This window comes from Microbacterium sp. LWH10-1.2 (assembly GCF_038397765.1).
GTDB lineage: Bacteria > Actinomycetota > Actinomycetes > Actinomycetales > Microbacteriaceae > Microbacterium > Microbacterium natoriense.
In genome coordinates this window covers 667,402-690,055 of sequence record NZ_CP151638.1, presented here as the reverse complement: position 1 = coordinate 690,055, position 22,654 = coordinate 667,402, and the positions used below count along the sequence as shown (strand labels likewise).

The 22,654-nt window shown below is 68.9% G+C and carries 21 protein-coding genes; 9 read left to right on the top strand and 12 right to left on the bottom strand.

Annotation, left to right across the window (positions count from 1 at the left end):
- Nucleotides 1-24: 24 nt before the first annotated feature.
- The 5 genes from MRBLWH10_RS03245 to MRBLWH10_RS03225 all read right to left on the bottom strand — a co-directional run bounded on the left by MRBLWH10_RS03245 (nt 25) and on the right by MRBLWH10_RS03225 (nt 4,392).
- Nucleotides 25-390, bottom strand: coding sequence for a cupin domain-containing protein (locus MRBLWH10_RS03245; RefSeq protein WP_105672328.1), 366 nt, complete (start codon nt 388-390; stop codon nt 25-27).
- Nucleotides 387-1,352 carry an acyltransferase gene (locus MRBLWH10_RS03240; protein ID WP_341941609.1) on the bottom strand — a complete coding sequence of 322 codons (966 nt, stop codon included), beginning with the start codon at nt 1,350-1,352 and terminating at the stop codon, nt 387-389. Before MRBLWH10_RS03240 ends, MRBLWH10_RS03245 begins: the two co-directional genes overlap by 4 nt.
- 94 nt (nt 1,353-1,446) lie before the next feature.
- Nucleotides 1,447-2,811, bottom strand: coding sequence for an NAD-dependent succinate-semialdehyde dehydrogenase (locus MRBLWH10_RS03235; protein ID WP_341941608.1), 1,365 nt, complete (start codon nt 2,809-2,811; stop codon nt 1,447-1,449).
- Between the two features lie 95 nt (nt 2,812-2,906).
- On the bottom strand, nt 2,907-3,641 hold the full coding sequence (locus MRBLWH10_RS03230) for a cache domain-containing protein (protein ID WP_105672331.1): 735 nt from the start codon (nt 3,639-3,641) through the stop codon (nt 2,907-2,909).
- Nucleotides 3,625-4,392: a GntR family transcriptional regulator gene (locus MRBLWH10_RS03225; protein ID WP_341941607.1), complete on the bottom strand. Its 768-nt coding sequence runs from the start codon at nt 4,390-4,392 to the stop codon at nt 3,625-3,627. The genes MRBLWH10_RS03230 and MRBLWH10_RS03225 overlap by 17 nt, the downstream gene beginning before the upstream one ends.
- A 111-nt stretch (nt 4,393-4,503) precedes the next feature.
- Between MRBLWH10_RS03225 and MRBLWH10_RS03220 the strand changes: the two genes are divergently transcribed.
- The 3 genes from MRBLWH10_RS03220 to MRBLWH10_RS03210 are packed head-to-tail and all read left to right on the top strand — an operon-like array spanning nt 4,504 to nt 8,298.
- The gene (locus MRBLWH10_RS03220; RefSeq protein ID WP_341941606.1) at nt 4,504-5,661 is read left to right on the top strand and encodes a CoA transferase; all 1,158 of its coding nucleotides are present in this window, start codon (nt 4,504-4,506) and stop codon (nt 5,659-5,661) included.
- A complete protein-coding gene (locus tag MRBLWH10_RS03215) occupies nt 5,658-6,848 on the top strand; it encodes an acyl-CoA dehydrogenase family protein (protein WP_341941605.1) in 1,191 nt (396 codons plus the stop codon). The genes MRBLWH10_RS03220 and MRBLWH10_RS03215 overlap by 4 nt, the downstream gene beginning before the upstream one ends.
- Nucleotide 6,849: 1 nt before the next feature.
- Nucleotides 6,850-8,298, top strand: coding sequence for an aldehyde dehydrogenase (NADP(+)) (locus MRBLWH10_RS03210; RefSeq protein WP_341941604.1), 1,449 nt, complete (start codon nt 6,850-6,852; stop codon nt 8,296-8,298).
- Between the two features lie 66 nt (nt 8,299-8,364).
- Here the strand turns inward: MRBLWH10_RS03210 and MRBLWH10_RS03205 are convergent, their stop codons facing one another.
- The gene (locus MRBLWH10_RS03205) at nt 8,365-9,756 is read right to left on the bottom strand and encodes an NAD(P)/FAD-dependent oxidoreductase (protein ID WP_341941603.1); all 1,392 of its coding nucleotides are present in this window, start codon (nt 9,754-9,756) and stop codon (nt 8,365-8,367) included.
- Nucleotides 9,757-9,992: 236 nt separating this feature from the next.
- Here MRBLWH10_RS03205 and MRBLWH10_RS03200 point away from each other — a divergent pair, with 236 nt between their 5' ends.
- Nucleotides 9,993-10,688, top strand: a complete 696-nt coding sequence (locus MRBLWH10_RS03200; RefSeq protein WP_341941602.1) for a helix-turn-helix domain-containing protein — start codon at nt 9,993-9,995, stop codon at nt 10,686-10,688.
- A 105-nt stretch (nt 10,689-10,793) separates the two neighbouring features.
- On the opposite strand, the gene nrdF is transcribed toward MRBLWH10_RS03200, so the two are convergent.
- The 5 genes from nrdF to MRBLWH10_RS03175 form a co-directional block, all read right to left on the bottom strand.
- On the bottom strand, nt 10,794-11,774 hold the full coding sequence (nrdF, locus tag MRBLWH10_RS03195; protein WP_105672337.1) for a class 1b ribonucleoside-diphosphate reductase subunit beta: 981 nt from the start codon (nt 11,772-11,774) through the stop codon (nt 10,794-10,796).
- A gap of 31 nt (nt 11,775-11,805) precedes the next feature.
- Nucleotides 11,806-13,950 (bottom strand): class 1b ribonucleoside-diphosphate reductase subunit alpha, encoded by a 2,145-nt coding sequence (nrdE, locus tag MRBLWH10_RS03190; protein ID WP_223586103.1) that lies wholly within the window; start codon nt 13,948-13,950, stop codon nt 11,806-11,808.
- Complete coding sequence (nrdI, locus tag MRBLWH10_RS03185) at nt 13,947-14,399, bottom strand: class Ib ribonucleoside-diphosphate reductase assembly flavoprotein NrdI (protein WP_341941601.1); 453 nt, start codon at nt 14,397-14,399, stop codon at nt 13,947-13,949. The genes nrdE and nrdI overlap by 4 nt, the downstream gene beginning before the upstream one ends.
- Nucleotides 14,400-14,405: 6 nt before the next feature.
- A complete protein-coding gene (gene nrdH / locus MRBLWH10_RS03180; RefSeq protein WP_067118559.1) occupies nt 14,406-14,639 on the bottom strand; it encodes a glutaredoxin-like protein NrdH in 234 nt (77 codons plus the stop codon).
- A gap of 330 nt (nt 14,640-14,969) precedes the next feature.
- Complete coding sequence (locus MRBLWH10_RS03175) at nt 14,970-15,830, bottom strand: GNAT family N-acetyltransferase (protein ID WP_341941600.1); 861 nt, start codon at nt 15,828-15,830, stop codon at nt 14,970-14,972.
- Between the two features lie 168 nt (nt 15,831-15,998).
- Here MRBLWH10_RS03175 and MRBLWH10_RS03170 point away from each other — a divergent pair, with 168 nt between their 5' ends.
- From MRBLWH10_RS03170 to MRBLWH10_RS03150, 5 genes are all read left to right on the top strand, one after another.
- Nucleotides 15,999-17,207 (top strand): MFS transporter, encoded by a 1,209-nt coding sequence (locus MRBLWH10_RS03170; RefSeq protein ID WP_223586101.1) that lies wholly within the window; start codon nt 15,999-16,001, stop codon nt 17,205-17,207.
- 20 nt (nt 17,208-17,227) lie between these two features.
- Entirely contained in the window at nt 17,228-17,986 is a 759-nt protein-coding gene (locus tag MRBLWH10_RS03165; RefSeq protein ID WP_341941599.1) for an alpha/beta hydrolase, read from the top strand.
- Entirely contained in the window at nt 17,983-19,143 is a 1,161-nt protein-coding gene (locus MRBLWH10_RS03160; RefSeq protein WP_341941598.1) for an acyl-CoA dehydrogenase family protein, read from the top strand. Before MRBLWH10_RS03165 ends, MRBLWH10_RS03160 begins: the two co-directional genes overlap by 4 nt.
- 80 nt (nt 19,144-19,223) lie before the next feature.
- Nucleotides 19,224-19,691, top strand: a complete 468-nt coding sequence (locus MRBLWH10_RS03155) for an Lrp/AsnC family transcriptional regulator (RefSeq protein WP_105672344.1) — start codon at nt 19,224-19,226, stop codon at nt 19,689-19,691.
- Entirely contained in the window at nt 19,688-21,073 is a 1,386-nt protein-coding gene (locus MRBLWH10_RS03150) for an aspartate aminotransferase family protein (protein WP_105672345.1), read from the top strand. Before MRBLWH10_RS03155 ends, MRBLWH10_RS03150 begins: the two co-directional genes overlap by 4 nt.
- Here MRBLWH10_RS03150 and MRBLWH10_RS03145 read toward each other — a convergent pair.
- Complete coding sequence (locus MRBLWH10_RS03145) at nt 21,070-22,608, bottom strand: PucR family transcriptional regulator ligand-binding domain-containing protein (RefSeq protein WP_341941596.1); 1,539 nt, start codon at nt 22,606-22,608, stop codon at nt 21,070-21,072. The two genes, MRBLWH10_RS03150 and MRBLWH10_RS03145, sit on opposite strands and share 4 nt — an antisense overlap.
- Nucleotides 22,609-22,654: the final 46 nt, after the last annotated feature.

The following is a 22,654-nucleotide window of genomic DNA, read 5'->3' as shown; positions in this document are numbered from 1 at the left end:
CCGCGGTGCGGAGGACCGGTCAGGTCAGCGGAGCTCGCGCAGCTCCGAGGTCATGTCCCCTCCGGCATCCCCGGTGTTGACCGTGCCCTTCGGCTCGAACAGGAGGGCGTGGACCTCGTCGTCGGCCTTCGGGCAGTGCTCGACGCCGCGCGGCACCACGTACACGTCGTTCGGGCCGAGGACAACGTCGCCGTCGCGGAGCTGGATGGTCAGGGTGCCGCTGATCACCATGAACAGCTCGTCGGTGTCGGGGTGGGTGTGCCAGACGAACTCGCCCTGCAGCTTCACCACCTTGACGTCGTAGTCGTTCACGCTGGTCAGCCGATGCGGCTGCCAGTGCTCGGTGATGGCCGCGAGGGCGTCGTGCACGTTGCGAACGTCGTCTGTCATACGGCGGAGCCTATCGCCCGTGCACCCGGCACCCTGGTCTGCCCGGTGATCCACGGGGAGAGCGGGGTGCGCAGCGCGACCAGCCCCAGGGCGAGCGGCACGAGGATGCCGAGGGCGAACTGCGCCCACGGCGGCGCTCCCAGCCAGAGCACGAGCGGATGCAGCAGGACCACGGTGAGCAGCGGCAGGGCGAGAAGAGTGCACGCCCGGGAGAAGCGCCCTGGGCGCACGACGCTCTCGGCCACGAGGATCAGGCCGATCGAGATCGCGCTCGACGCGAGAGCGGACACGGCCGGTGTGCCGTCGTCGCCGAGTTTGATGTCCAGCGGCGCCGCCGCGCCGACCGCGACGAGCACGGCGCCGACGGCCAGGGCCACCACGCCGGAGACCAGCGGCATCGCGATCCGGTCCCGCGCCCGACGCAGCGCATCGCCGACCAGCAGGTAGAGCAGACAGGTGGCGATGTAGCCGATGCCCAGGGGCGTGCGCGACAACGGTCCGCTCCACGCCCACGCCGCGAGGGCGCCCGCGATGCCGATGCCCCACTGCACGGCGTACGGGAGCCGCTCCATCGCCCGGAACACGACGGCGGTGAAGAACAGCGCCGAGACGAACCACAGCGTCACGTAGGGCATCTGCGCGAACCGGCCACCCTCCACACCCCCGGCGATCGTGTGCAGCGCATCGACCGGCTTCACGATCAGCAGCACCACGGTCAGCACGGCGAACGCCGCCACGTAGGGGCGCCCGAGGCTGAGCGCGCGACGGGAGACCTCCGTGCGCAGCATCCGTCCGGGTTTCCAGAGGTACCCCGTCAGGATGAAGAACACGGCCACGTGCCACGAATACAGCCACGCCTGCGTGACGTCCTTCGTGAACGCGTGCCCAGCGACGATCGCGGCGACCGCGAGGAGCCGCACGAGGTCGATCGCACCGGAACGGTCGGGGAGCTGATCGAACATCACCCCAGTATTCGCCGCGCTCCCTATGAGCGCAGTGGGCTTGACGGATGCATCCGAGCGACCCGTTCCCGCGACCCGATCCGATCCGATCCGATCAGCCGATGCGGATCATCTTCTTGTTCACGAACTCGTCGGCCCCGAAGCGGCCGAGCTCACGGCCGGAACCGCTGCGCTTGACGCCGCCGAACGGCAGCTCGGCTCCGTCGGCGCCGACGACGTTGACGAAGACCATGCCGGCCTCGATCCCATCGGCGACGCGCAGTGCCTGCTCGGGGTCGGTGGTGAAGACGTACGACCCGAGACCGAAGGGCGTGTCGTTGGCCAGCTCCACGGCCGCCGCCTCGTCGGCCACGCGGAAGACCTGGGCGACCGGGCCGAAGAACTCCTCATGGAACGCGTCGCTGCCGGGAGCCACGTCGGTCAGGATCGTCGCCGGGTAGTAGTTCTCCCGACGAGTGCCGCCCGAGTGCAGCGTGGCCCCCTGGGCGACCGCGCGGTCGACCTGCTCGGCGAGGATCTCGGCGGCGCGAGCCGACGAGAGCGGCCCGAGAGCGGTGCCCTCCTGCGCGGGGTCGCCCTCGACGACAGCGTTCATCGCTGCGGTGAACCTGTCGAGGAACGGCTGGTAGAGCTCGTCGACGATGATGAAGCGCTTCGCCGCGTTGCACGCCTGTCCGTTGTTGTCGACGCGGGCGAGCACGGCAGCCTCGACGGTCGCGTCGAGATCGTCGGTGGAGAGCAGGATGAACGGGTCGGATCCGCCGAGCTCGAGCACGACCTTCTTCAGGTGTCGTCCCGCGATCTCCGCGACCTTGGCTCCGGCGCGCTCGGACCCGGTGAGTGAGATGCCCTGCACCCGCGGATCGGCGATGACCGTCTCGATCTGCTCGTGCGAGGCGTAGAGGTTGACGTACGCCCCCTGCGGGTACCCCGCGTCGAGGAAGATCCTCTCGATCGCCGCGGCGGACTCGGGGCACTGCTCGGCGTGCTTGAGCAGGATCGGGTTGCCGATCACGAGGTTCGGGCCCGCGAAACGCGCGACCTGGTAGTACGGGAAGTTCCACGGCATGATGCCCAGCAGGACGCCGAGCGCGGAGCGTCGCACGAAGGCCGACCCCTCTCCGGCGAGGAGCTCGATCTGCTCATCCGCCAGCAGCGACTCGGCGTTGTCGGCGTAGTACTCGAAGATCGCGCTGGCGAACTCCACCTCTCCGACGGCCTGCTCGATCGGCTTGCCCATCTCGCGGACGATGATCTCGCCGAGCTCCTGGGCGCGCTCGGCGTGCAGCTCGGCCACGCGGCGCATCAGCGCCGCCCGCTCGGCCACCGTCGACGTCTTGGTCCAGGTGAGCCGCACCCGCTCGGCATCCGCGATCGCCTGCTGGAGGGCGTCCTCACCGATGGTGTCGTACGTGCGCTCGATGACGCCGGTCGTCGGGTTCGTCACTGCGTAGGTCATGGGGCTCCTTCGATCCATGCGGGCGCGCGCTCGATCCGCACGCTGTTGAAAAAAGATACTACACAGGATGTTTCAGGAGGAGGCGTGACCCCTGATCATCCTCGCACCGGGTCCGGCTGCGGGTCCATGACGACCGCGAACGGCGCGCTGCGGCACGCCAGCGCGGCGCCGTCCTGCCATCGAGCCCGCGAGCCCGGCACGATCTCCGGCACCGTGGAGAGCACCACCCGGCCACCCGCTCCGACCAGCGCCAGCGGGGCGGAAGAAGCGGCGAAACCGGGAAGGAGTTCGCGCTCGAGGGTGCTCACGGCGATGTCGGCGCCCACGACGCCGACCACGGTCGCGGATTCCGACGCCCCCGACGACAGCGGCATCGTCACCGTCACGATGTAGTCGCAGGTGCACAGATGATCGACATAGGGCCCGGTGACATGGGCCCGCCTGGTGTCGACGGGCACGCGATACCACTCGCGATCACGGAAGTCCCGCACGTACTCGACGTAGCCGCGGGCGGAAAGGTCGAGCGGCGTGGGCTCTGTCGTGGTGCGAAGCACCGGGTTGGTGCTGAGGGGCCCCAGCCACCACGCGAAGTGCATTCCGCCCGGCCCCTCGGATGCGTCGTCCGCGATCGCACCGGCACCGACGAGGAGCGGATTCGCGCGCGCCAGCTCCGGCACCACCAGAGACTCCACGCAGGCATCGAGTTCGACACGGCGGTCTCCCCCCTCGGCCAGCACCTGCTCTGCGCGCTCCCGCCAGCCGTGCAGGGTCGCCACGACGCCGTCGAAGAGGTCGTCGGCGTGCGCCGCGGCGTCAGCTCGCGCGTCCATCGCTCACCTCCTGCCGAGCGCCCTCGATGCGGCTGGCCAGCACGCGCCGGAGGAGCGCCTGCTCGAGCGCTTCCACCGCAGAGCGCGCAGCCCCCGGCTGCCGCCGCTGGACCGCACGGAGGATGCGCCGATCGGCTGCTCTGACGTCGCTCCGCGTGGCCTCGTCGTCGAGACCCGCCAGCAGCACGGAACCCGACTCCGCCTGGAGACGGATCTGCTCGCGCACGAGTCGCGGAGACTGGCTCAGCACGGCGAGCTCGAGCTGGAAGCCGCCCTGGTTCATCCGCGCAGCCGCAGCCGAGGAGTAGTCCGCCGCATCCAGCCAGCGCGTCACTCTGGCGACCTCGTCCTCGGTGGCGCGCCCCGCGGCGGCGGCCGCCGATGCGGACGCGAGCGCTCCGAAGATCACGGCGATGTCGGCGAGCTCCATCGGACTCAGACGCCGCACTCTGGCAGCGAGCATGTCGTCCTGGTCTCCGCCTTGCCCGACGACGAAGCTCCCTCCTCCGCGACCGCGGCGGGTCTCCAGAACCCCGGCCGTGCGGAGTATCCCGAGGGCCTCGCGCACCGTGATGAGCGCCACGCCGAAGCGGCGCACCAGCTCCGGCTCGCTGGGCAGCCGCTCACCGGGCTGCAGCACACCGAGCGCGATGCCGTCGGCGAGCCGCTGCGCCACCTGCTCTGCGCGACCGGCGTCGGTGAGCTGAGCGAACACGGCCGCCTTCACGCCGGGTCCAAGGTTCGAGGGCATGTCCTCACGATAGTCGAGCCCGGCCTCGCCGAACGCTTGAGTGCTTTGAAAGATTCCATATAGGATCAATACCGGTTGCACGCTGCACCCGACATGCGAAGGCGGATGACGATGACCGATTCAGCGCGCTCCGGACGACACGGAGTCCTCGACGGCGTGCGCGTCGCGGACTTCTCCCGGGTGCTGGCCGGCCCCTACGCCACGATGACTCTGGCCGACTTCGGCGCCGACGTCCTGAAGATCGAGCCGCCGCTCGGCGACGACACCCGGCACTGGCTGCCTCCGATCGACGAGAACGGGATGGCCACCTACTTCGGCAGCGTGAACCGCAACAAGCGGTCTGTCGCGCTCGACCTGACCGACGAGACCGATCGCGCGCGTGCACTGCGGCTGGCGGCATCCGCCGATGTCGTCGTCGAGAACTTCCGTCCAGGCGTGATGGCGCGTTTCGGCCTGGACCACGACGCCGTGCGCGCGGTCAATCCGGCTGTCGTCTACTGCTCGATCACGGGGTTCGGCGACGGGGCCGGCGCCACCCTGGCCGGCTACGACCTGCTCGTGCAGGCCGTGGGAGGGCTGATGTCGATCACCGGAGACCCCGACGGGCCCGCGGCCAAGGCCGGTGTCGCTCTGGTCGATGTGCTGTGCGGGCAGAACGCTGTCGCGGGGATCCTCCTCGCCCTCCGCGAGCGCGACCGCAGCGGGGTCGGACAGCGGATCCAGGTCGACCTCCTGCACAGCCTGCTGTCGGCTCTGACCAACCAGGCCGCCTCCACCCTCGCCACCGGCACGCCCCCACGGCGCCTCGGCAACGAGCATCCGTCGATCGCGCCGTACGCGCTGTTCCGCGCCGCCGATCGCGACCTCGTGATCGCCGTCGGCAACGACAAGCAGCTCCGCGCGCTGTCCGCGGCGCTCGGCCTGCCGGATCTCCCGACGGATCCGCGCTTCGCGAGCAACGCCGACCGCGTCGCGCACCGCGACGAGCTCACCGCCATCCTCGAGAATCGCCTGGCGACCGCCCCGGCGACGGAGTGGGTCGCGCACCTGAGCGCCGCGGGCATCCCCGCCGGCCTCGTGAACGACGTGGCCGAGGCCATCGCCTTCGCCGAACGGCTCGGGCTGGACCCGGTCGTCGAGCTCGGCGCATCGCGCACGATCGCGAGTCCGATCGGTCTGAGCGAGACCCCCGCGGACTACCGCACCGCGCCCCCTGAACTGAACGACGCGCACCCCGCCGCATGGCTCACCGGAGAGGAACTCCCATGACACACGCCCCCCGCATCGACACCGTGTTCGACTTCGACGCGCTGCTCACCGACGAAGAACGCGACTGGCAGCAGCGAGCGCGAGCGTTCGCGCAGGAGCGCATCCAGCCGGTCATCGAGCAGGACTTCGAGGACGCGCACTTCCGCCGAGAGCTGATCCCCGAGCTCGGAGCACAGGGCTTCCTCGGCATGCACATCAGCGGATTCGGATGCGCGGGCGCCGGCGCCGTGTCATACGGTCTGGTGTGCCTGGAGCTGGAGGCCGCAGACAGCGGCTGGCGCACCTTCGTATCGGTCCAGGGCTCGCTGGCGATGAGCGCGATCGCCAAGTACGGCTCCGAAGAGCAGAAGCAGCAGTGGCTGCCGCGGATGGCGACGGGTGAGGCCGTCGGATGCTTCGCCCTCACCGAACCGCAGGGCGGGAGCGACCCCGCAGCGATGACCACCACCGCTCGGCGCGACGGCGACGGCTGGGTGATCGACGGCGCCAAGCGCTGGATCGGACTGGCGTCGCTCGCCGACGTCGCGATCGTCTGGGCACGCGTCGACGACCCCGCGTACGGCGAAGGGGGACGCGCGGTGCGCGGCTTCCTGGTTCCGACGAGCACGCCCGGCTTCACGGCGACGCCGATCGCGGGAAAGCTGTCGATGCGCGCATCCGTGCAGTGCGATGTCACGCTCGACGGCGTGCGACTGCCGAGCGACGCGATCCTCCCCGGCGCCGAAGGGCTCTCCGGGCCGTTCGGGTGCCTGAACGAAGCGCGGTACGGGATCATCTGGGGCGCCATGGGCGCCGCCCGCAGCTGCCTGGAGGCGGCGCTCGGGCGATCGATCTCCCGCGAGGTGTTCGGCAAGCCGATCGGCGCGAACCAGCTCACCCAGGCCAAGCTCGCCGACATGCTGCTTGAGGTCGAGAAGGGCACGCTCCTCGCGCTGCACCTCGGCAGGCTGAAGGAGCGCGGCGCTCTGACCGCGGCGCAGATCTCCGTCGGCAAGCTGAACAGCGTGCGTGAGGCGCTGAAGATCGCGCACCAGGCCCGCACGATCCTCGCGGGAGACGGGATCACGAACGAGTTCCCGGTGATGCGGCATGCCGCCAACCTCGAGTCCGTGCGCACCTACGAGGGCACCGACGAGATCCACCAGCTCGTCATCGGACGCGCCCTGACCGGCCTGAGCGCGTTCTGACATGAGTGCGCACGATGCCATGGAGCGTGCCGTCCTCGCCGCCGCCCGTTCCGGCCTCGCCGAGTCCTCGCGCGCCGATCGCGCGGTCTGGCTGCGCGCGATCGCCGATGCGCTCACCGCGCACGCCGACGAGCTGATCGCGCTCGCCCACGTCGAGACCCATCTGAGCCTCGCGAGACTCGGCGGAGAAATCGTGCGCACCGCCACCCAGTTGCGCTTCTTCGCCGACGTGATCAGCGAGGGCTCCTACCTGGAGGCCACGCTGGACAGCCCTGATCCCGCGCTGATCCCGCCTCGGCCCGACCTGCGCCGCATCCTGCGGCCGCTCGGGGTGGTCGCGGTGTTCGCCGCGTCGAACTTCCCGTTCGCGTTCTCCGTGCTCGGGAACGACACCGCCTCGGCGATGGCCGCGGGGTGCCCCGTCGTCGTGAAGGCTCACCCCGGCCACCCCGGGTTGTCCCGCCGGGTGGCCGAGATCGCCCGCGAGGCGCTCGTCGCCGCGAACGGCCCCGCAGACGCGCTGACGCTCGTGGAGGGCGTCAGCGCAGGAGCCGCACTCGTCCAGCATCCGCTCATCGCCGCCGTCGGATTCACCGGATCCACCCGCGGAGGGCGCGCGCTGTTCGACCTCGCCTCCGCGCGCCCCGCGCCGATCCCGTTCTACGGCGAGCTCGGCTCGGTGAACCCTGTCGTGATCACGCCGCGGGCGGTCGCGGCATCCGGCGCCGGCATCGCGGCCGGCCTGGCCGGCTCGTTCACGCGCGACGGCGGGCAGTACTGCACCAAGCCGGGGCTGGTGTTCGTGCCGCCGAGCGCCGAGTTCGACGAGGCGCTGACCGCAGCCGTCGCCGAATCAGCCGGGCAGCGGTTGCTCACCAGCGGGATCTCCTCCGCGTTCGGGGAGGGCGCGGCGGAGCTCGAGGCGGAAGCCGACGTGGAGGTTCTCGCGCAGGCGCCGCCCGTGGACGGGGAGGCCGCGCCCGTGGTCGCCGCGATCGGCGCCGACGCCTTCCTCGCAGAGCCGGAGAGGTTCCAGCAGGAGCACTTCGGTCCGCTCACCCTGCTGGTGCGGTACGACTCCCCCGCACAGCTCGACGCCGCCCTGGCCGTGCTCGAGGGGAGCCTGACCGGCACGGTCTGGTACGCACCGGACGACGACGATGACGCTCTCGTCTCGGCGGCGACGACGGCGCTGTCACGGATCGCCGGGCGCGTGCTCTACAACGGCTGGCCGACCGGCGTCGCGATCGCGTGGAGCCAGCACCACGGCGGCCCCTGGCCGGCATCCACGGCGTCCGTGCACACCTCGGTCGGGGCGACGGCGATCCGACGATTCCTCACTCCGATCGCGTACCAGGACGCCCCGCAGAGCGTGCTCCCGGCGGAGCTGCGCGACGGCAACCCGCTGTCGGTGCCGCGTCGCGAGGACGGACGTCCGGTCGGGGGCTGACCCGCTGCGGAGGAACGACGAAGGGCGGTGCCGATCGGCACTGCCCTTCGTCCTGTCGCGTCGAGGTCACACGCGTTCGGAAAGAGCCTCCACGATCCGCGCTGCCGTGTCCGTGCCGATCCGTACACCGCCGTCGACGTGCTGGTATCCGCTGCCCTGGATGTCGCTGCTCGCGAAGAACATCGGCCCGACCGGCTGGTTCTGCTGGCGGCCCCAACGGCTGAGACCGCCCAGATCGTAGCTCGTGGCGAATGCTCCGCGGGTCCACTGCTCGCTCCCCCAGTCGGAGACGTAGTAGGCCACGGGCTGCGTCGCCTGCTCGCCGAAGTACGCGGCGAACGAGTTCAGGATCGCGCGGCGACGTTCCTCCTCAGGGAGCGCCCAGGCGCGGTCCGCGGCCTCCCCCGCGATGAATCCGACGAGCATTCCTCTGCTCTCGTGCGGAGAGCTGTTGTCGTAGACCTCGCAGACGAGCTCGTGGGAGGCGAAGCCGGTCCCGCTGAGACCTCGATCGCGCCAGAAGGGACGATCGTAGGCGGCCTGCACCTTGATCACGAGACCCATCGACACGTGCTGATGAGCGATCTGCCTCTCCCTCGGCAGCTCCGGCACGTAGTCGATGCGCGAGTACAGGTTCGGCGGGACCGCCACGACCGCGAAGCGCGCCCGCACCCGCAGTCCGTCGCTGACGGCGAGCACCTCGCCGGGTGCGCCGTCGCCGTCCGCACTCCAGTGCAGCGAGCGCACGGGGGCGTTCACACGCACGACGTCCGCGCCCAGTTCGGCGGCGATCTGCTCCGAGACCGACTGCATGCCTCCGACCACGCGCTCGTCCAGCAGCAGATCCTCGTCGATGAGGTTTCCGAAGTTCTCCGCCGAGGCGATCATCAGCAGCGCCTGCAGCACGGAGAAGGCATGAGCAGGCTTGGTGAGCATGCCGGCGGCGATGTAGTGCTCCACGATGCGACGGGCCTGAGGGTCGCCGGAATGCTCGGAGAGCCAGGTGGCGAACGAGATCCGATCCAGCTCCGCCGCCCGAGGGTGCGCCCACGGCGCGCTCACGTCCATCTGCGCCGCCAGCTCGTCCAGCCCCTCGACCAGACGCCCGATCTCGGCCAGCGTGGCCGGAGCGACCGGGAAATCCCCGTCGAATTCGTGGCGCACCCCGTCGGGGGTCACGAAGACGGAGTCGCCCTCTCGGTACCGGTGGAAGGTCTCCTTGCCCAGCTCGGCGAGCAGGTCCTTCAGCGCAGTCTGCTCGACCGAGATCCACTGCCCGCCGATCTCGAAGAACGAGCCGTCGATCGTCTGAGACCAGGTGCGTCCGCCCACGCGATCCCTGGCCTCCAGCACGGCGACCGAATGCCCGGCCTGAGTCAGGCGGCGCGCGGTGACGAGACCGGATATGCCCGCACCGATCACCACGACGTCACGGTCGAGGACCTCCGTTTCGTTCACGTCTCCGGCAGTGGATCGTGCACCCGTCATGGTCTTCCTCTCGCTCCGGACCGCGCAGGGCGGACCCGCTCACAGCGTGGCCGGAGTACCGAGCCGAATCAGCGCTGATGGCCCTCCGAGCCTAGGCAAGCGGTCGCATCACGCTCCATGAGATCACCGGGAACGTACATTTATCGGGCCCAGGAGTGCATAGAATCAGCTCGAGTCCACTTCCGATCGTTCATTAATGAGGGCCCATGTCGACATCGCGTGCCGCCGCTGCGCCGTCCGTCCGGCGCGCGCCGGGAAGGCCCCGCGAGCGCGTGCTCGATCGCGACCTGATCGCCGAGGCGGCGTTCGCCGAGATCCGCGCCGCGGGGATCCGCGGACTCACGATGCGTGCGCTCGCGCGACGACTGGGGGTGACTCCCAGCGCCCTCTACAACCACGTCTCCTCCCGAGACGACGTGCTGGCGCTGCTGCAGGAGCGCTTCGCCGCCACCGTGGACACGACGGGCTTCGGCGTCGTCCCCCTTCGCGAGGCGCTCTCCCGCTGGGCCTGGAGCTATCTGGAGAGTCTTCGCGCACGTCCGGAGCTGGTGCCGCTCATCGTCGCGGTCCCTCTGGCTCATACGCCCTACACAGCGCTGATGTATCAGCGCGTGGTGACCGGGTTCACCGAGGCGGGGTGGCCGGACGAGAGCATCATCACCGCGATGAGCATCCTGGAGACCTACATCTTCGGCGCCACCGCCGACTCGGAGTCCCCGGATGACGTGTACCAGCCCAAGGATCCGGGCCGCTCTCCTGTGCTGGCGCGCACGGCGACGGCGTTCGCCGCCACGGTGGCCGAACGCGACCTGCGCCCGCGCGACCTGCTGTTCACGATCGGCCTCGATGCGCTCCTGACCGGGATGCACCACCGCTGGGGGGCGAGCGGACGCGCCCGCTGACGCAGAACACGGCGGACACGACGAAGGCCCCAGGGTGTTCGCTCAGCTCGAGCGAACACCCTGGGGCCTTCCGTCGTCACAGAGTCTGCGACCGACTGACTCCGTCTAGAAGTCCCAGTCGTCGTCTTCCGTGGCCTCGGCCTTGCCGATGACGTAGGACGAACCCGAACCGGAGAAGAAGTCGTGGTTCTCGTCGGCGTTCGGCGAGAGCGCCGACAGGATCGCCGGGTTCACGTTCGTGACCGTCGACGGGAACATCGCCTCGTACCCGAGGTTCATCAGCGCCTTGTTGGCGTTGTAGTGCAGGAACTTCTTGACGTCTTCGGTGAGGCCGACGCCGTCGTAGAGGTCCTGCGTGTACTGCACCTCGTTGTCGTAGAGCTCGAACAGGAGGTTGAAGGTGTAGTCCTTCAGCTCCTGACGGCGCTCCTCGGTCTCGTTCTCGAGCCCCTTCTGGAACTTGTAGCCGATGTAGTACCCGTGCACGGCTTCATCACGGATGATGAGGCGGATCAGGTCTGCCGTGTTCGTCAGCTTCGCCTTCGACGACCAGTAGATCGGCAGGTAGAAGCCCGAGTAGAACAGGAACGACTCGAGCAGCGTCGAGGCGACCTTGCGCTTCAGCGGGTCGTCGCCCTGGTAGTAGTCCATGATGATCTGAGCCTTCTTCTGAAGGTTCGGATTCTCGGTCGACCAGCGGAACGCCTCGTCGATCTCCTTGGTCGACGCGAGCGTCGAGAAGATCGAGGAGTAGCTCTTCGCGTGCACCGACTCCATGAACGCGATGTTGGTGTACACCGCCTCCTCGTGCGGAGTGATCGCATCGGGGATCAGCGACACGGCGCCGACGGTGCCCTGGATCGTGTCGAGCAGCGTCAGGCCGGTGAACACGCGCATCGTGAGCAGCTGCTCGTCAGCGGTCAGCGTGTTCCACGACTGGATGTCGTTCGACAGCGGCACCTTCTCCGGCAGCCAGAAGTTGTTCACCAGACGGTTCCAGACCTCGAGGTCCTTGTCGTCGATGATGCGGTTCCAGTTGATCGCCTGCACGCTGTCGACCAGCTTGATCGGGGTGTGGGGAGTCATCTTCTCGTCGTTTCTCGGGTTCAGGGACAGGTCAGAGCATGCAGGAGACGCACTCGGTCATGTCGGTGCCCTCGAGCGCCATCTGACGCAGACGGATGTAGTAGATCGTCTTGATGCCCTTGCGCCATGCGTAGATCTGCGCCTTGTTGATGTCGCGCGTGGTGGCGGTGTCCTTGAAGAACAGCGTCAGCGACAGGCCCTGGTCGACGTGCTGCGTGGCGGCGGCGTACGTGTCGATGACCTTCTCGTAGCCGATCTCGTACGCGTCCTGGTAGTACTCCAGGTTGTCGTTCGTCATGAACGCAGCCGGGTAGTAGACGCGACCGAGCTTGCCTTCCTTGCGGATCTCGATCTTCGACGCGATCGGGTGGATCGACGACGTCGAGTTGTTGATGTACGAGATCGAGCCGGTCGGCGGCACGGCCTGCAGGTTCTGGTTGTAGATGCCGTGCTCCTGGATCGACGCCTTGAGCGCGACCCAGTCCTCCTGCGTCGGGATGTGCTTGCCCGCGAAGAGCTCCTTGACCTTCTCGGTCGCCGGCACCCACGCCTGATCGATGTACTTGTCGAAGAACTCCCCCGACGCGTAGGTCGAGTCCTCGAACCCGTCGAACGCCTGCTTGCGCTCGATCGCGAGGTTGTTCGAGGCGCGCAGCGCGTGGAACAGCACCGTGTAGAAGTAGATGTTCGTGAAGTCGATGCCTTCTTCGGAGCCGTAGTACACGTGCTCGCGAGCGAGGTAGCCGTGCAGGTTCATCTGGCCGAGGCCGATCGCGTGGGAGCGGTCGTTGCCGTCCTCGATCGAGCGCACGGAGCGGATGTGGCTCTGGTCGCTGACCGCGCTCAGCGCGCGGATCGCCGTCTCGACCGTCTGGCCGAGGTCATCGGCATCCATCGACAGCGCGATGTTCATCGAGCCGAGGTTGCAGGAGATGTCCTTGCCGATCTGGTCGTACGACAGGTCGTCGTTGTACGTGGTCGGCGTGTTCACCTGCAGGATCTCGCTGCAGAGGTTGGACATGTTGATGCGGCCCTTGATCGGGTTGGCCTTGTTCACCGTGTCCTCGAACATGATGTACGGGTAGCCCGACTCGAACTGGATCTCGGCGATCGTCTGGAAGAACTCGCGCGCGTTGATCTTCGTCTTCTTGATGCGGGGGTCGTCGACCATCTCGCGGTACTTCTCGGTGACGGAGATGTCGCCGAACGGCACCCCGTAGACCTTCTCGACGTCGTACGGCGAGAAGAGGTACATGTCCTCGCCGTTCTTCGCGAGCTCGAACGTGATGTCGGGCACGACGACGCCGAGCGACAGCGTCTTGATGCGGATCTTCTCGTCGGCGTTCTCGCGCTTGGTGTCGAGGAACCGCATGATGTCGGGGTGGTGCGCGTTGAGGTACACCGCGCCGGCGCCCTGACGGGCGCCGAGCTGGTTGGCGTAGCTGAAGGAGTCTTCGAGCAGCTTCATCACGGGGATGATGCCGGAGGACTGGTTCTCGATCTGCTTGATCGGCGCACCCGCCTCGCGGATGTTCGAGAGCAGCAGCGCCACTCCGCCGCCGCGCTTGGAGAGCTGGAGGGCGGAGTTGATGCCGCGGGCGATCGACTCCATGTTGTCTTCGATGCGCAGGAGGAAGCAGCTGACGAGCTCGCCGCGCTGGGCCTTGCCCGCGTTGAGGAACGTCGGGGTCGCCGGCTGGAAGCGGCCGGAGATGATCTCCTCGACCAGCGCGACGGCGAGCTTCTCGTCGCCGTCGGCGAGACCGAGGGCGGTCATCACGACGCGGTCCTCGAAGCGCTCGAGGTAGCGCTTGCCGTCGAACGTCTTGAGCGTGTAGCTCGTGTAGTACTTGAAGGCCCCGAGGAACGTCTCGAAGCGGAACTTCTTGCCGTACGCGAGATCGTTGAGCTTCTGGATGAACTCCATCGAGTACTGCTCGATCACGGCGGGCTCGTAGTACTCCTTCTCGACGAGGTAGTCGAGCCGCTCCTTGAGCGAGTGGAAGAACACCGTGTTCTGGTTGACGTGCTGCAGGAAGTACTCCCGCGCCGCGCGCTTGTCGGCGTCGAACTGGATCTTGCCGTCCGCGTCGTACAGGTTCAGCATCGCGTTGAGCGCGTGATAGTCGAGGCCCTCATAGTTGGGGTTGGCCTTGAACGCCACTGTCTCGGTCACTGCGTCCTGCTCGTCAACTGTGGTACCCACCGTCGCTCCAATCCGTCGGTCACCCGATCGACATCGTCCTGTGTGCCGAAGATTTCGAGCCGGTACAAGTGAGGCACGTGGCACTTGCGGCTGATGATTTCGCCGGCGAGGCAGAAGGACTCGCCGAAGTTGGTGTTGCCCGCGGAGATGACTCCGCGGATGTGACGCCGGTTGTTCTCGTCGTTGAGGAACCGGATCACCTGCTTGGGCACGGCTCCGCGCTCGACGCCGCGCCCCTCACCCCCGCCATAGGTGGGGGTGATGAGCACGAACGGCTCGTCGATGACGAGCGGTTCTTCCTGCGGTCGAAGCGGAATACGACGGGCCGGAAGCCCGAGCTTCTCGACGAAGCGTGCGGTGTTGCCCGACACGCTGGAGAAGTAGACCAGGAGCGGCGCAGCGGTCGCGACGGCGCTCATGGGTGATCAGGCCAGACGGGACGCGAGCTCGTCGATCTTGTCGGGACGGAAGCCCGACCAGTGGTCCTCATCGGTCACGACGACCGGCGCCTGCATGTAGCCGAGCGACTTGACCTGCTCGAGCGCCGCCGGGTCCTCCGACAGGTCGTGGATCTCGTACTCGATGCCCTTGGCATCCAGCGCACGATAGGTGGCGTTGCACTGAACGCAGGAAGGCTTCGTGTAGACCGTGATCGACATCGTGAATCCCCTCAAATCTCTGGTTTATCCGGCAGACCCCCGCCGGGAGTTCAATACTACATATAGGGACGGACATTGGAGGCGACCACAAGGGGTAGTAGTTACATCCGTGTAGTTTTCCACCGTTCTCCACCGATACAACACAGGTTCTCCACCGTTTCTTCCACAGCCCCGAGGGTGTCGAACCGGGCGTCGAAACGCGTAATCTCGCGGCTCCGGAGAGCCCCGCTCGGATCCATCCACAGGGGGCACGCTACGCGCGGCATCCGACATTCGATTTTCTGTGGAAACTGCGTCCCGGCGTGTCGCGGCGTGTCCGCGACACGGACCTCAGCGCACCGACGGACGACGCTGCCAGGTGGTCGTGACGGGCCGGTAGCCGAGGCGCGACCAGAACGGCCCCGACTGCGGATTCGCCACCGAGTAGTCGAGCCGCACGGAGCCCGTCCCCTCCCCCGCGAGGATGCCGTGGACGGCGTCGATCACCCTCCGGCCGAGTCCGGCGCCGCGCGCATCCGGGGCGAGGTACATGGCGTCGAGGTAGGCGCGAGGCGGAGAGCCGGGGGTCTCCGCCTCGGGGAAGGCATGCACGTAGCCGAGCGCCGCGCCGTCCTGCTCGATCAACCACGTCCAGTCCGGCCAGGACCGCAGCCGATCCGTCATCGACGCCAGAAGCAGCTGCTCCGCCCCCGGCCTGCGGAACACGGCGCCGAAGTCGGCCTCATGGGAGAGGAGAAGGGCGTCGAAGGCGGCGAGCGCCGGGGTGTCGGATGCCGAGGCCGCACGCAGCAGCGCCCCGTCTCCGAGTCCGTGCGCGTCGGCGAGTCCGTGCGCGGCATCCGATCGGCCGGAGGAGGACAGCCTGCGGACCGCGTCGATCGTGACGGGAGCGAAGCCCCTCGTCAGCAGGGCGAGGACGAGGTCGGTGTCGTCGCTCGGCAGCCGCACCGTGCAGGACGAGTCCTCATCACCGGGCTCCTCGACGGCGAGCACGTCGTCCAACCAGACGTCGAGCACCTCCCCCACGGCCGCGCGGCGGGCGTCCCGGTCGCCGTCTCCGCAGCTCAGCTCGAGGGTGTGGCGACGCAGCGCGCCCCACAGCGCCTCCGCCTCGTCGGCGCGGAAGGAGGAGAATCCGGCCGTCGCCTCGGCCGGAACAGCTCCTCGTCGGGCTCTCAGCACCTCGGTCATCGGGTCCTCCTCGGCGACCCGACCGGGTGCCGGGTCCGCGGTCCACGTTCGCGCGCATGCCCGCGAGTGAGCAAGAGGACGCGATCAGCCGTTCACCGGGAGGCAAGCGCCGTGCGCGACCGCACACGCGGGTTCCTCCGTGTCCCCGCCGCCCGGTAGCGTTGACCCGTGGCGGGATATCGGGATCTTCTTCGCACGCCGGGAGTGGCGCGCATGATCGCTGCTCAGCTGACCGCGCGCTTCCCGAACGGGATGAGCTCCCTCGCGATCCTGCTGCACGTCGAGCAGCAGACCGGCTCGTACGGCGCCGCCGGTCTCGTGCTCGCGGCGACCAGCGTCGGTCAGGCCGTCGCCGGTCCGATCACGAGCCGGTGGATGGGTGTCTGGGGCATGCGGCGCGTGCTCACGCTCACGCTCAGCGTGTGCGTCGTCGCCGTCCTGGGTCTCGCCCTGCTGCCTCTCACCCTGCCGGGATACATGATCCTCGGTCTGATCGCCGGGCTCTCCACCCCGCCGATCCAGGCAGCGGTGCGGACGATCTACCCCAAGCTGGTGAACTCGTCCCAGCTGACGCCGCTCTTCTCCCTCGACGCCTCCCTGCAGGAGATCATCTGGATCCTCGCTCCGGTGGTGATCACCCTCGTGTCCACGCAGATCGGCACGGTGGAGGGCCTGCTGCTCGTGGCGATCGTGCTGGTCGGCGGCGGCTCGTGGTTCATCCTCTCCCCCGAGGTCGGCCGCGTCCGCATCCCGCGCAGCCGCAACCCCCTCGGCACGGTCGTGCTCAAGCCTCCGGTGATGCTGGCGACCGTGATCGGCTTCCTCCTGATCGGCGCGTGCGCCGCGGTCGAGGTCGGCGTCGTCGCCACCTTCGAGCACGGAAGCCTGGAGGCGGGGCTCGTCCTCGCGGTGTTCTCCGCGGGCAGCCTGGCCGGCGGACTCGCGTTCGGCCACCTCCCCATCGGCCCCTGGGCGATGGCCAGGCGACTGCTGATCGTCACGGTCGGCCTCGCGCTGACGATGGTGATGCTGAACGTGTTCTGGCTCGGCGGCACCCTGATCCTCGCGGGGATCGGCATCGCCCCCGCCCTCGCGATGCTCTTCGCGATCACCTCGGCGAGCGTGAAGTTCAGCGAGACCGCCGAGGCGTTCGGCTGGGCGGGCACCGGTCAACTCATCGGCGCGGCTGCGGGCTCCGCGGTCGCCGGCTTCCTCGTCGACGTCACCGACTGGCGCGGCGCGTACCTCGCGGCCACGCTGTTCGCCGCGGTCGGGCTGGTGGTGTCGATCGTGTTCGTCCGAGCCTTCCCCGACCTGCGCGGCCGCGACGCGAGCCCTCGCCCCGACACGGAGCCGCTCGCCGTCACCCCGTCCTGAGCGGATCGTAAGCTGGGCTCATGCTCGCGCCGCTCACCCTCCCTCGCATCTCCTGGGGAGATCCCGCGTCCTCCAGACGAGCGCTCCTCGTGCACGGCCTCGGCTCCTCGGCCGCTCTCATGTGGCGTCTGGGTGACGCCCTGGCCGGGGCCGGATGGCACGCCACCGCCGTCGACCTGCGCGGCCATGGAGACGCACCCCGCTCCCTCGACTACACGATCGCGGCGTACGCCGCCGATCTCGCGGCGACCCGCCCCGAGGGCGACGGGGCCTGGGATGCCGTGATCGGCCACTCCCTCGGCGGCGCCTCCAGCACGGTGGCCGCGGCGTCCTCTCCCGGATGGACGCTCCGACTCGTCCTCATCGACCCTGCCATCGTGCTCGACGGACGCGATGCGAACGTCATCCGCAAGAGCCAGAAGCGCGCGTTCGCCGACAACCGCATCGACGCCGTGCGCGACGAGCATCCGCACTGGCACCCGCAGGACGTCGAGCTGAAGGTGGACGCCGTGCACCGCGCCAGCCGCTGGGCGGTCGAGCAGACGAGCGTCCAGAACCGGCCGTGGGATGTCCGCCCAGAGGCTGCGCAGCTGTCCGTCCCCACGCACGTGATCGCCGCGGATCCGACCGTCTTCAGCCTGTTCCGCGGAGACTCGGCCGCAGAGATCATCGCATCCAATCCGCGTCTCACGATGAGCGTGGTCGAGGGAGCCGGCCACTCGCTGCACCGCGACAAGCCGGAGGAGTCCGTGCGTCATCTGTTGGAGGCCCTGTCATGAGCGAATTCGATCCCGCCGCGTACCTGCCGGACGACCTCCTGGAGCGCATCCGCGAGCGCGCACCGATCCACGACCGCGAGAACACCTTCCCCCAGCAGGACCTCGACGAACTGCGGGATGCCGGCTACCTCTCGATCCTCGTGCCTGCCGAGCGCGGGGGCGCGGGGCTGAGTCTCGCCGAGGCCGCGCTCCTGCAGCAGCGGCTCGCCGGTGCGGCCCCGGCGACCGCGCTGGCGATCAACATGCATCTCGTCTGGACGGGCGTCGCGAAGGTCTTCTCCGACCGTGGGGTGCCTGGCCTCGAGTTCGTGCAGGACGGCGCCGTCGCCGGGGAGGTGTTCGCGTTCGGCATCAGCGAGGGCGGCAACGACCTCGTGCTGTTCGGCAGCGACACCGCCGCCGAGCCGACAGGAGACGGCGGCTACTCCTTCACGGGGACGAAGATCTTCACCTCCCTGGCCCCGGTCTGGACGAAGCTCGGACTGCACGGGCTCGACACCACGAGCGACGACGCCCCGAAGCTCGTGTTCGCCTTCGTGGATCGCACGGCGGCCGTCGAGACCGGAGACGACTGGGACACCCTGGGCATGCGTGCGACCCAGTCGCGCACCACCCGGCTGAAGGGCGCGGTGGCGGATGCCGCGCACGTGGTCCGCCGCATCGACCCGGGGCCCACGCCCGATCCGATCGTGTTCGGCATCTTCTCGGTGTTCGAGATCCTGCTCGCCTCGGTGTACACGGGCATCGCGCGCCGCGCCCTCGACCTCGCGGTGCTGACCGCGCAGAAGCGCACCTCGAAGAGGACCGGCCTCGCCTACGCGCAGGACCCGGACATCCGCTGGCGGATCGCCGACATGGCCCTCTCCTACGATGCGCTGCCGCCGCAGATCGCCGCGCTCGCGCGCGACGTCGACGAGAGCGCAGACCACGGCGCCCGCTGGTTCTCGCTGCTGTCCGGTGTGAAGCATCGTGCGATCACCACCGCCAAGCACGTCGTCGACCAGGCGATGCTCACGGCGGGCGGCGGATCGTACTTCTCCTCCAACGAGCTGTCGCGGCTCTACCGCGACGTGCTCGCCGGGGCGTTCCATCCCTCCGACCCCGAGTCCGCGCACGCCACGGCGGCGAGCGCGTGGCTGGGCCCGATCGAGGCCTGAACCCGCGATTTCGCAGATTTTCTGAATTTCTCCTGCGGAATCGGTTGCCGATCGACCCTTGGTGATGCGAGGATCGCACCATGGGTTCGACGAAGAAGCTCCCCACCCTCGACGACGTCTCCAAGACGATCATCGAGCTGCTCCAGGAGGACGGGCGCCGCTCGTACTCCGATATCGGGCGCGTCGTCGGCCTCAGTGAGGCCGCCGTCCGCCAGCGCGTGCAGCGCCTCACCGACTCCGGGGTCATGCAGATCGTCGCGGTGACCGATCCGATGCAGCTCGGCTTCAGCCGGCAGGCGATGATCGGCATCCGCGTGACCGGCGACACCCGGGTCGTCGCCGAGGAGATCGCCGCGATCGAGGCGATCGACTACGTCGTGATCACGGTCGGTTCGTTCGACATCCTCGCCGAGGTCGTGTGCGAGGACGACGACGATCTGCTCGCGCTGATCAACGACAGCATCCGACCGATCGACGGAGTCCTGTCGACCGAGACCTTCATCTACGCCAAGCTGCAGAAGCAGCTCTACAACTGGGGGACCAGATGAGCACCACACCCACCGAAGCCGAACTCCAGGCGATGGCCAAAGACCACCTCTGGATGCACTTCACCCGGCAGTCCACGATGGAGAAGTCGGGCGTGCCCATCATCGTCAAGGGCGACGGCCACCGCATCTGGGACTCCAAGGGCAAGGAGTACTTCGACGGCCTCGCCGGCCTGTTCGTGGTCAACGCCGGTCACGGCCGTCGCCGGCTCGCCGAGGCTGCGGCGAAGCAGGCGTCTGAGCTGTCCTTCTTCCCGCTGTGGTCGTACGCCCACCCCGCGGCGATCGAGCTCGCCGATCGGCTGGCCGAGGAGGCGCCGGGCGACCTGAACCGCGTCTTCTTCTCCACGGGCGGCGGCGAAGCGGTCGAGACCGCCTTCAAGCTCGCCAAGCAGTACTGGAAGCTGATGGGCCAGCCCACCAAGCACAAGGTCATCTCGCGCGCGGTCGCCTACCACGGCACCCCGCAGGGCGCTCTGGCGATCACCGGCATCCCCGCCATGAAGGCGATGTTCGAGCCGGTCACCCCCGGTGGATTCCGCGTGCCGAACACGAACTTCTACCGCGCCGCCGAGATGGGCGCGCCGTCTGACGACATCGAGCTGTTCGGCCGCTGGGCCGCCGACCGCATCGAGGAGATGATCCTCTTCGAGGGCCCGGAGACGGTCGCCGCGGTGTTCCTCGAGCCCGTGCAGAACTCCGGCGGATGCTTCCCGCCGCCTCCCGGCTACTTCGCCAGGGTCCGCGAGATCTGCGACAAGTACGACGTGCTGCTCGTGTCCGACGAGGTCATCTGCGCCTTCGGTCGTCTCGGCCACACCTTCGCGTGCACGGGACTCGGCTACGTGCCCGACATGATCACGTGTGCCAAGGGCATGACCAGCGGCTACTCCCCGATCGGCGCGACCATCGTCAGCGACCGCATCTACGAGCCGTTCTCGAAGGGCGACACGACCTTCTATCACGGCTACACCTTCGGCGGGCACCCCGTGTCTGCGGCGGTCGCGCTGGAGAACCTCGCGATCTTCGACGAGGAGAACCTCAACGCGCACGTGCGGGAGAACTCCCCCCTGTTCCGCGCCGAGCTCGAGAAGCTCAGCGACCTGCCCATCGTGGGCGACGTCCGCGGCGACGGGTACTTCTTCGGCATCGAGCTGGTCAAGGACAAGACGACCCGCGAGACGTTCGACGACGCGGAGTCCGAGCGCCTGCTGCGCGGCTTCCTCTCCCCCGCGCTCTACGAGGCGGGGCTGTACTGTCGTGCCGACGACCGCGGCGACCCCGTGATCCAGCTCGCACCGCCGCTCACGATCGGGCCGTCCGAGTTCCGCGAGATCGAGCAGATCCTTCGCGATGTGCTGACCCGCGCGCAGGGGGTCCTCTAGTTCCCCGCGGTGCTCCGCCTCGCCAGCAGCGCGAGGTGGAGCGCCGCGAGCGTCTCGCCGTCGTCGAGGTCGGCGTCCAGCAGATCGCCGATCAGCGTGATCCGCTGGTAGAACACCGACCGGGAGAGATGGCTGGCGGATGCCGCCGCAGAGCGGTTTCCCGGATGAGCGACGAGTGCGCCGAGCACGTCGAGCAGATCGCCTCGGCGTTCGCGGTCGTACGCGACGAGGGGTGCGAGCATCCGCTCGCTGTGCGCGTGCAGGCGGTGGTCGTCGCGCAGAGAGGCGACCAGGCGCTCGAGCGGACGATCGTCGACGCGACGCACCCGAGCGCCCGCGTCGGAGCGATCGCTCGCCGCCAGGTCGCGCGCGGCGCGGAGGGAGGAGAGCAGATCGAGCACGCCGTCGGCCGGCGGCCCGACGAAGACCGCCCGCTCGCCGCCCGCGATGCGGACCACCAGCTCATCGGTGAGCATGTCGGATGCCGGCAGCGACAGCAGCGCCACGTCGTCGTCGCCCACCCGGGCGGCCACCACGGCGCATCCCGCCTGCCTGGCGCGATACGCGAGCTCGCTGGCCGAGCGTGCGCCGCGAGCGACGATTCCGTGGCACTGTCGATCCGCGACGGCGAAGCCCCCGGCGGCGAGGCGCGCGGCGATGTCGTCGGGGCTCGCGAACCGCGCCCCCAGCAGGTCGTCGATGATGCCGCTCTGGGCGAGCACCGACCACTCGGCGTCGCCACCGTCGGCGAGGCACCCGAACGCGAGCGCGGTCGCCCCCTGCTCCAGCACTGTGAGGCGACCCGCAGGATGCGCGGGTCCTGGCAGCGCCAGGAGCGTCCCCCACCGCACCCCTCTCGCCTGCACCGGGACGCGATCGGCATCCCCGAGATCCCTCAGCGCCTCGGCCACCGGCATCCGCAGCGCCTCCAGCGCGATCACCTCGTGAGCGAGGTTCTCCAGGACGACAGGGGCGCCCAGCGCCTTCGCCGTCTCCGACACCACGACGTCGGCCGGGGCTCCCTGAAGGCTCAGCGCCGTGAACAGCTCGTGCAGTCGCTGGCGCTCACGAAGCGCGTCGGTCTGCGCCGCGATCAGCGCCCGGTGCACGGCCTCGGTGACCGTGACGAACTTGATCTCCGCGTGCAGCGCGATCAGCGCCAGCTCCACCTCGACGCACACGTCGATCACGGGATCGGGGACGCGCGCGTGCCCGGAGCCGAGCTCGACGACGATGCCCGCGATCCCCGCACGATGCAGCGCCTGTGCGAACGAGCGGAGCTCCCCCGCATCCGACGGCCACCCCGCCCCGGTGCTGAGCAGCAGCTCTCCGCCGTCGAGCAGACGGGCGACGGCGGCGCTGTCGGAGACATGCGCCCAGCGCACCTCGGCATCGAGGGCTCGTCCCCCGACGATCACCTCCGGAGAGCCTGCCTGCAGCACCGGCTCGGCGAGCACGTCCGCCACGGTCAGCAGCGCATCCCGTCGCGCCGGACGATCTGTCTGATCTGCGCCGAAGTCCTGACGTTCTGACATCGCTGATCGCTGTTCCCCTCTGTGATCATTGAGAAGTATCAGCGTA

Coding starts and splice junctions, on each gene's coding strand:
- MRBLWH10_RS03145 (WP_341941596.1), bottom strand. CDS start 22,608: ATGTCAGAACGTCAGGACTTCGGCGCAGATCAGACAGATCGTCCGGCG.
- nrdF (WP_105672337.1), bottom strand. CDS start 11,774: ATGACTCCCCACACCCCGATCAAGCTGGTCGACAGCGTGCAGGCGATC.
- MRBLWH10_RS03175 (WP_341941600.1), bottom strand. CDS start 15,830: ATGACCGAGGTGCTGAGAGCCCGACGAGGAGCTGTTCCGGCCGAGGCG.
- MRBLWH10_RS03165 (WP_341941599.1), top strand. CDS start 17,228: ATGCTCGCGCCGCTCACCCTCCCTCGCATCTCCTGGGGAGATCCCGCG.
- MRBLWH10_RS03245 (WP_105672328.1), bottom strand. CDS start 390: ATGACAGACGACGTTCGCAACGTGCACGACGCCCTCGCGGCCATCACC.
- nrdH (WP_067118559.1), bottom strand. CDS start 14,639: ATGTCGATCACGGTCTACACGAAGCCTTCCTGCGTTCAGTGCAACGCC.
- MRBLWH10_RS03240 (WP_341941609.1), bottom strand. CDS start 1,352: ATGTTCGATCAGCTCCCCGACCGTTCCGGTGCGATCGACCTCGTGCGG.
- MRBLWH10_RS03155 (WP_105672344.1), top strand. CDS start 19,224: ATGGGTTCGACGAAGAAGCTCCCCACCCTCGACGACGTCTCCAAGACG.
- nrdI (WP_341941601.1), bottom strand. CDS start 14,399: ATGAGCGCCGTCGCGACCGCTGCGCCGCTCCTGGTCTACTTCTCCAGC.
- MRBLWH10_RS03230 (WP_105672331.1), bottom strand. CDS start 3,641: ATGGACGCGCGAGCTGACGCCGCGGCGCACGCCGACGACCTCTTCGAC.
- MRBLWH10_RS03150 (WP_105672345.1), top strand. CDS start 19,688: ATGAGCACCACACCCACCGAAGCCGAACTCCAGGCGATGGCCAAAGAC.
- MRBLWH10_RS03160 (WP_341941598.1), top strand. CDS start 17,983: ATGAGCGAATTCGATCCCGCCGCGTACCTGCCGGACGACCTCCTGGAG.
- MRBLWH10_RS03210 (WP_341941604.1), top strand. CDS start 6,850: ATGAGTGCGCACGATGCCATGGAGCGTGCCGTCCTCGCCGCCGCCCGT.
- MRBLWH10_RS03225 (WP_341941607.1), bottom strand. CDS start 4,392: ATGCCCTCGAACCTTGGACCCGGCGTGAAGGCGGCCGTGTTCGCTCAG.
- MRBLWH10_RS03220 (WP_341941606.1), top strand. CDS start 4,504: ATGACCGATTCAGCGCGCTCCGGACGACACGGAGTCCTCGACGGCGTG.
- MRBLWH10_RS03200 (WP_341941602.1), top strand. CDS start 9,993: ATGTCGACATCGCGTGCCGCCGCTGCGCCGTCCGTCCGGCGCGCGCCG.
- MRBLWH10_RS03215 (WP_341941605.1), top strand. CDS start 5,658: ATGACACACGCCCCCCGCATCGACACCGTGTTCGACTTCGACGCGCTG.
- MRBLWH10_RS03235 (WP_341941608.1), bottom strand. CDS start 2,811: ATGACCTACGCAGTGACGAACCCGACGACCGGCGTCATCGAGCGCACG.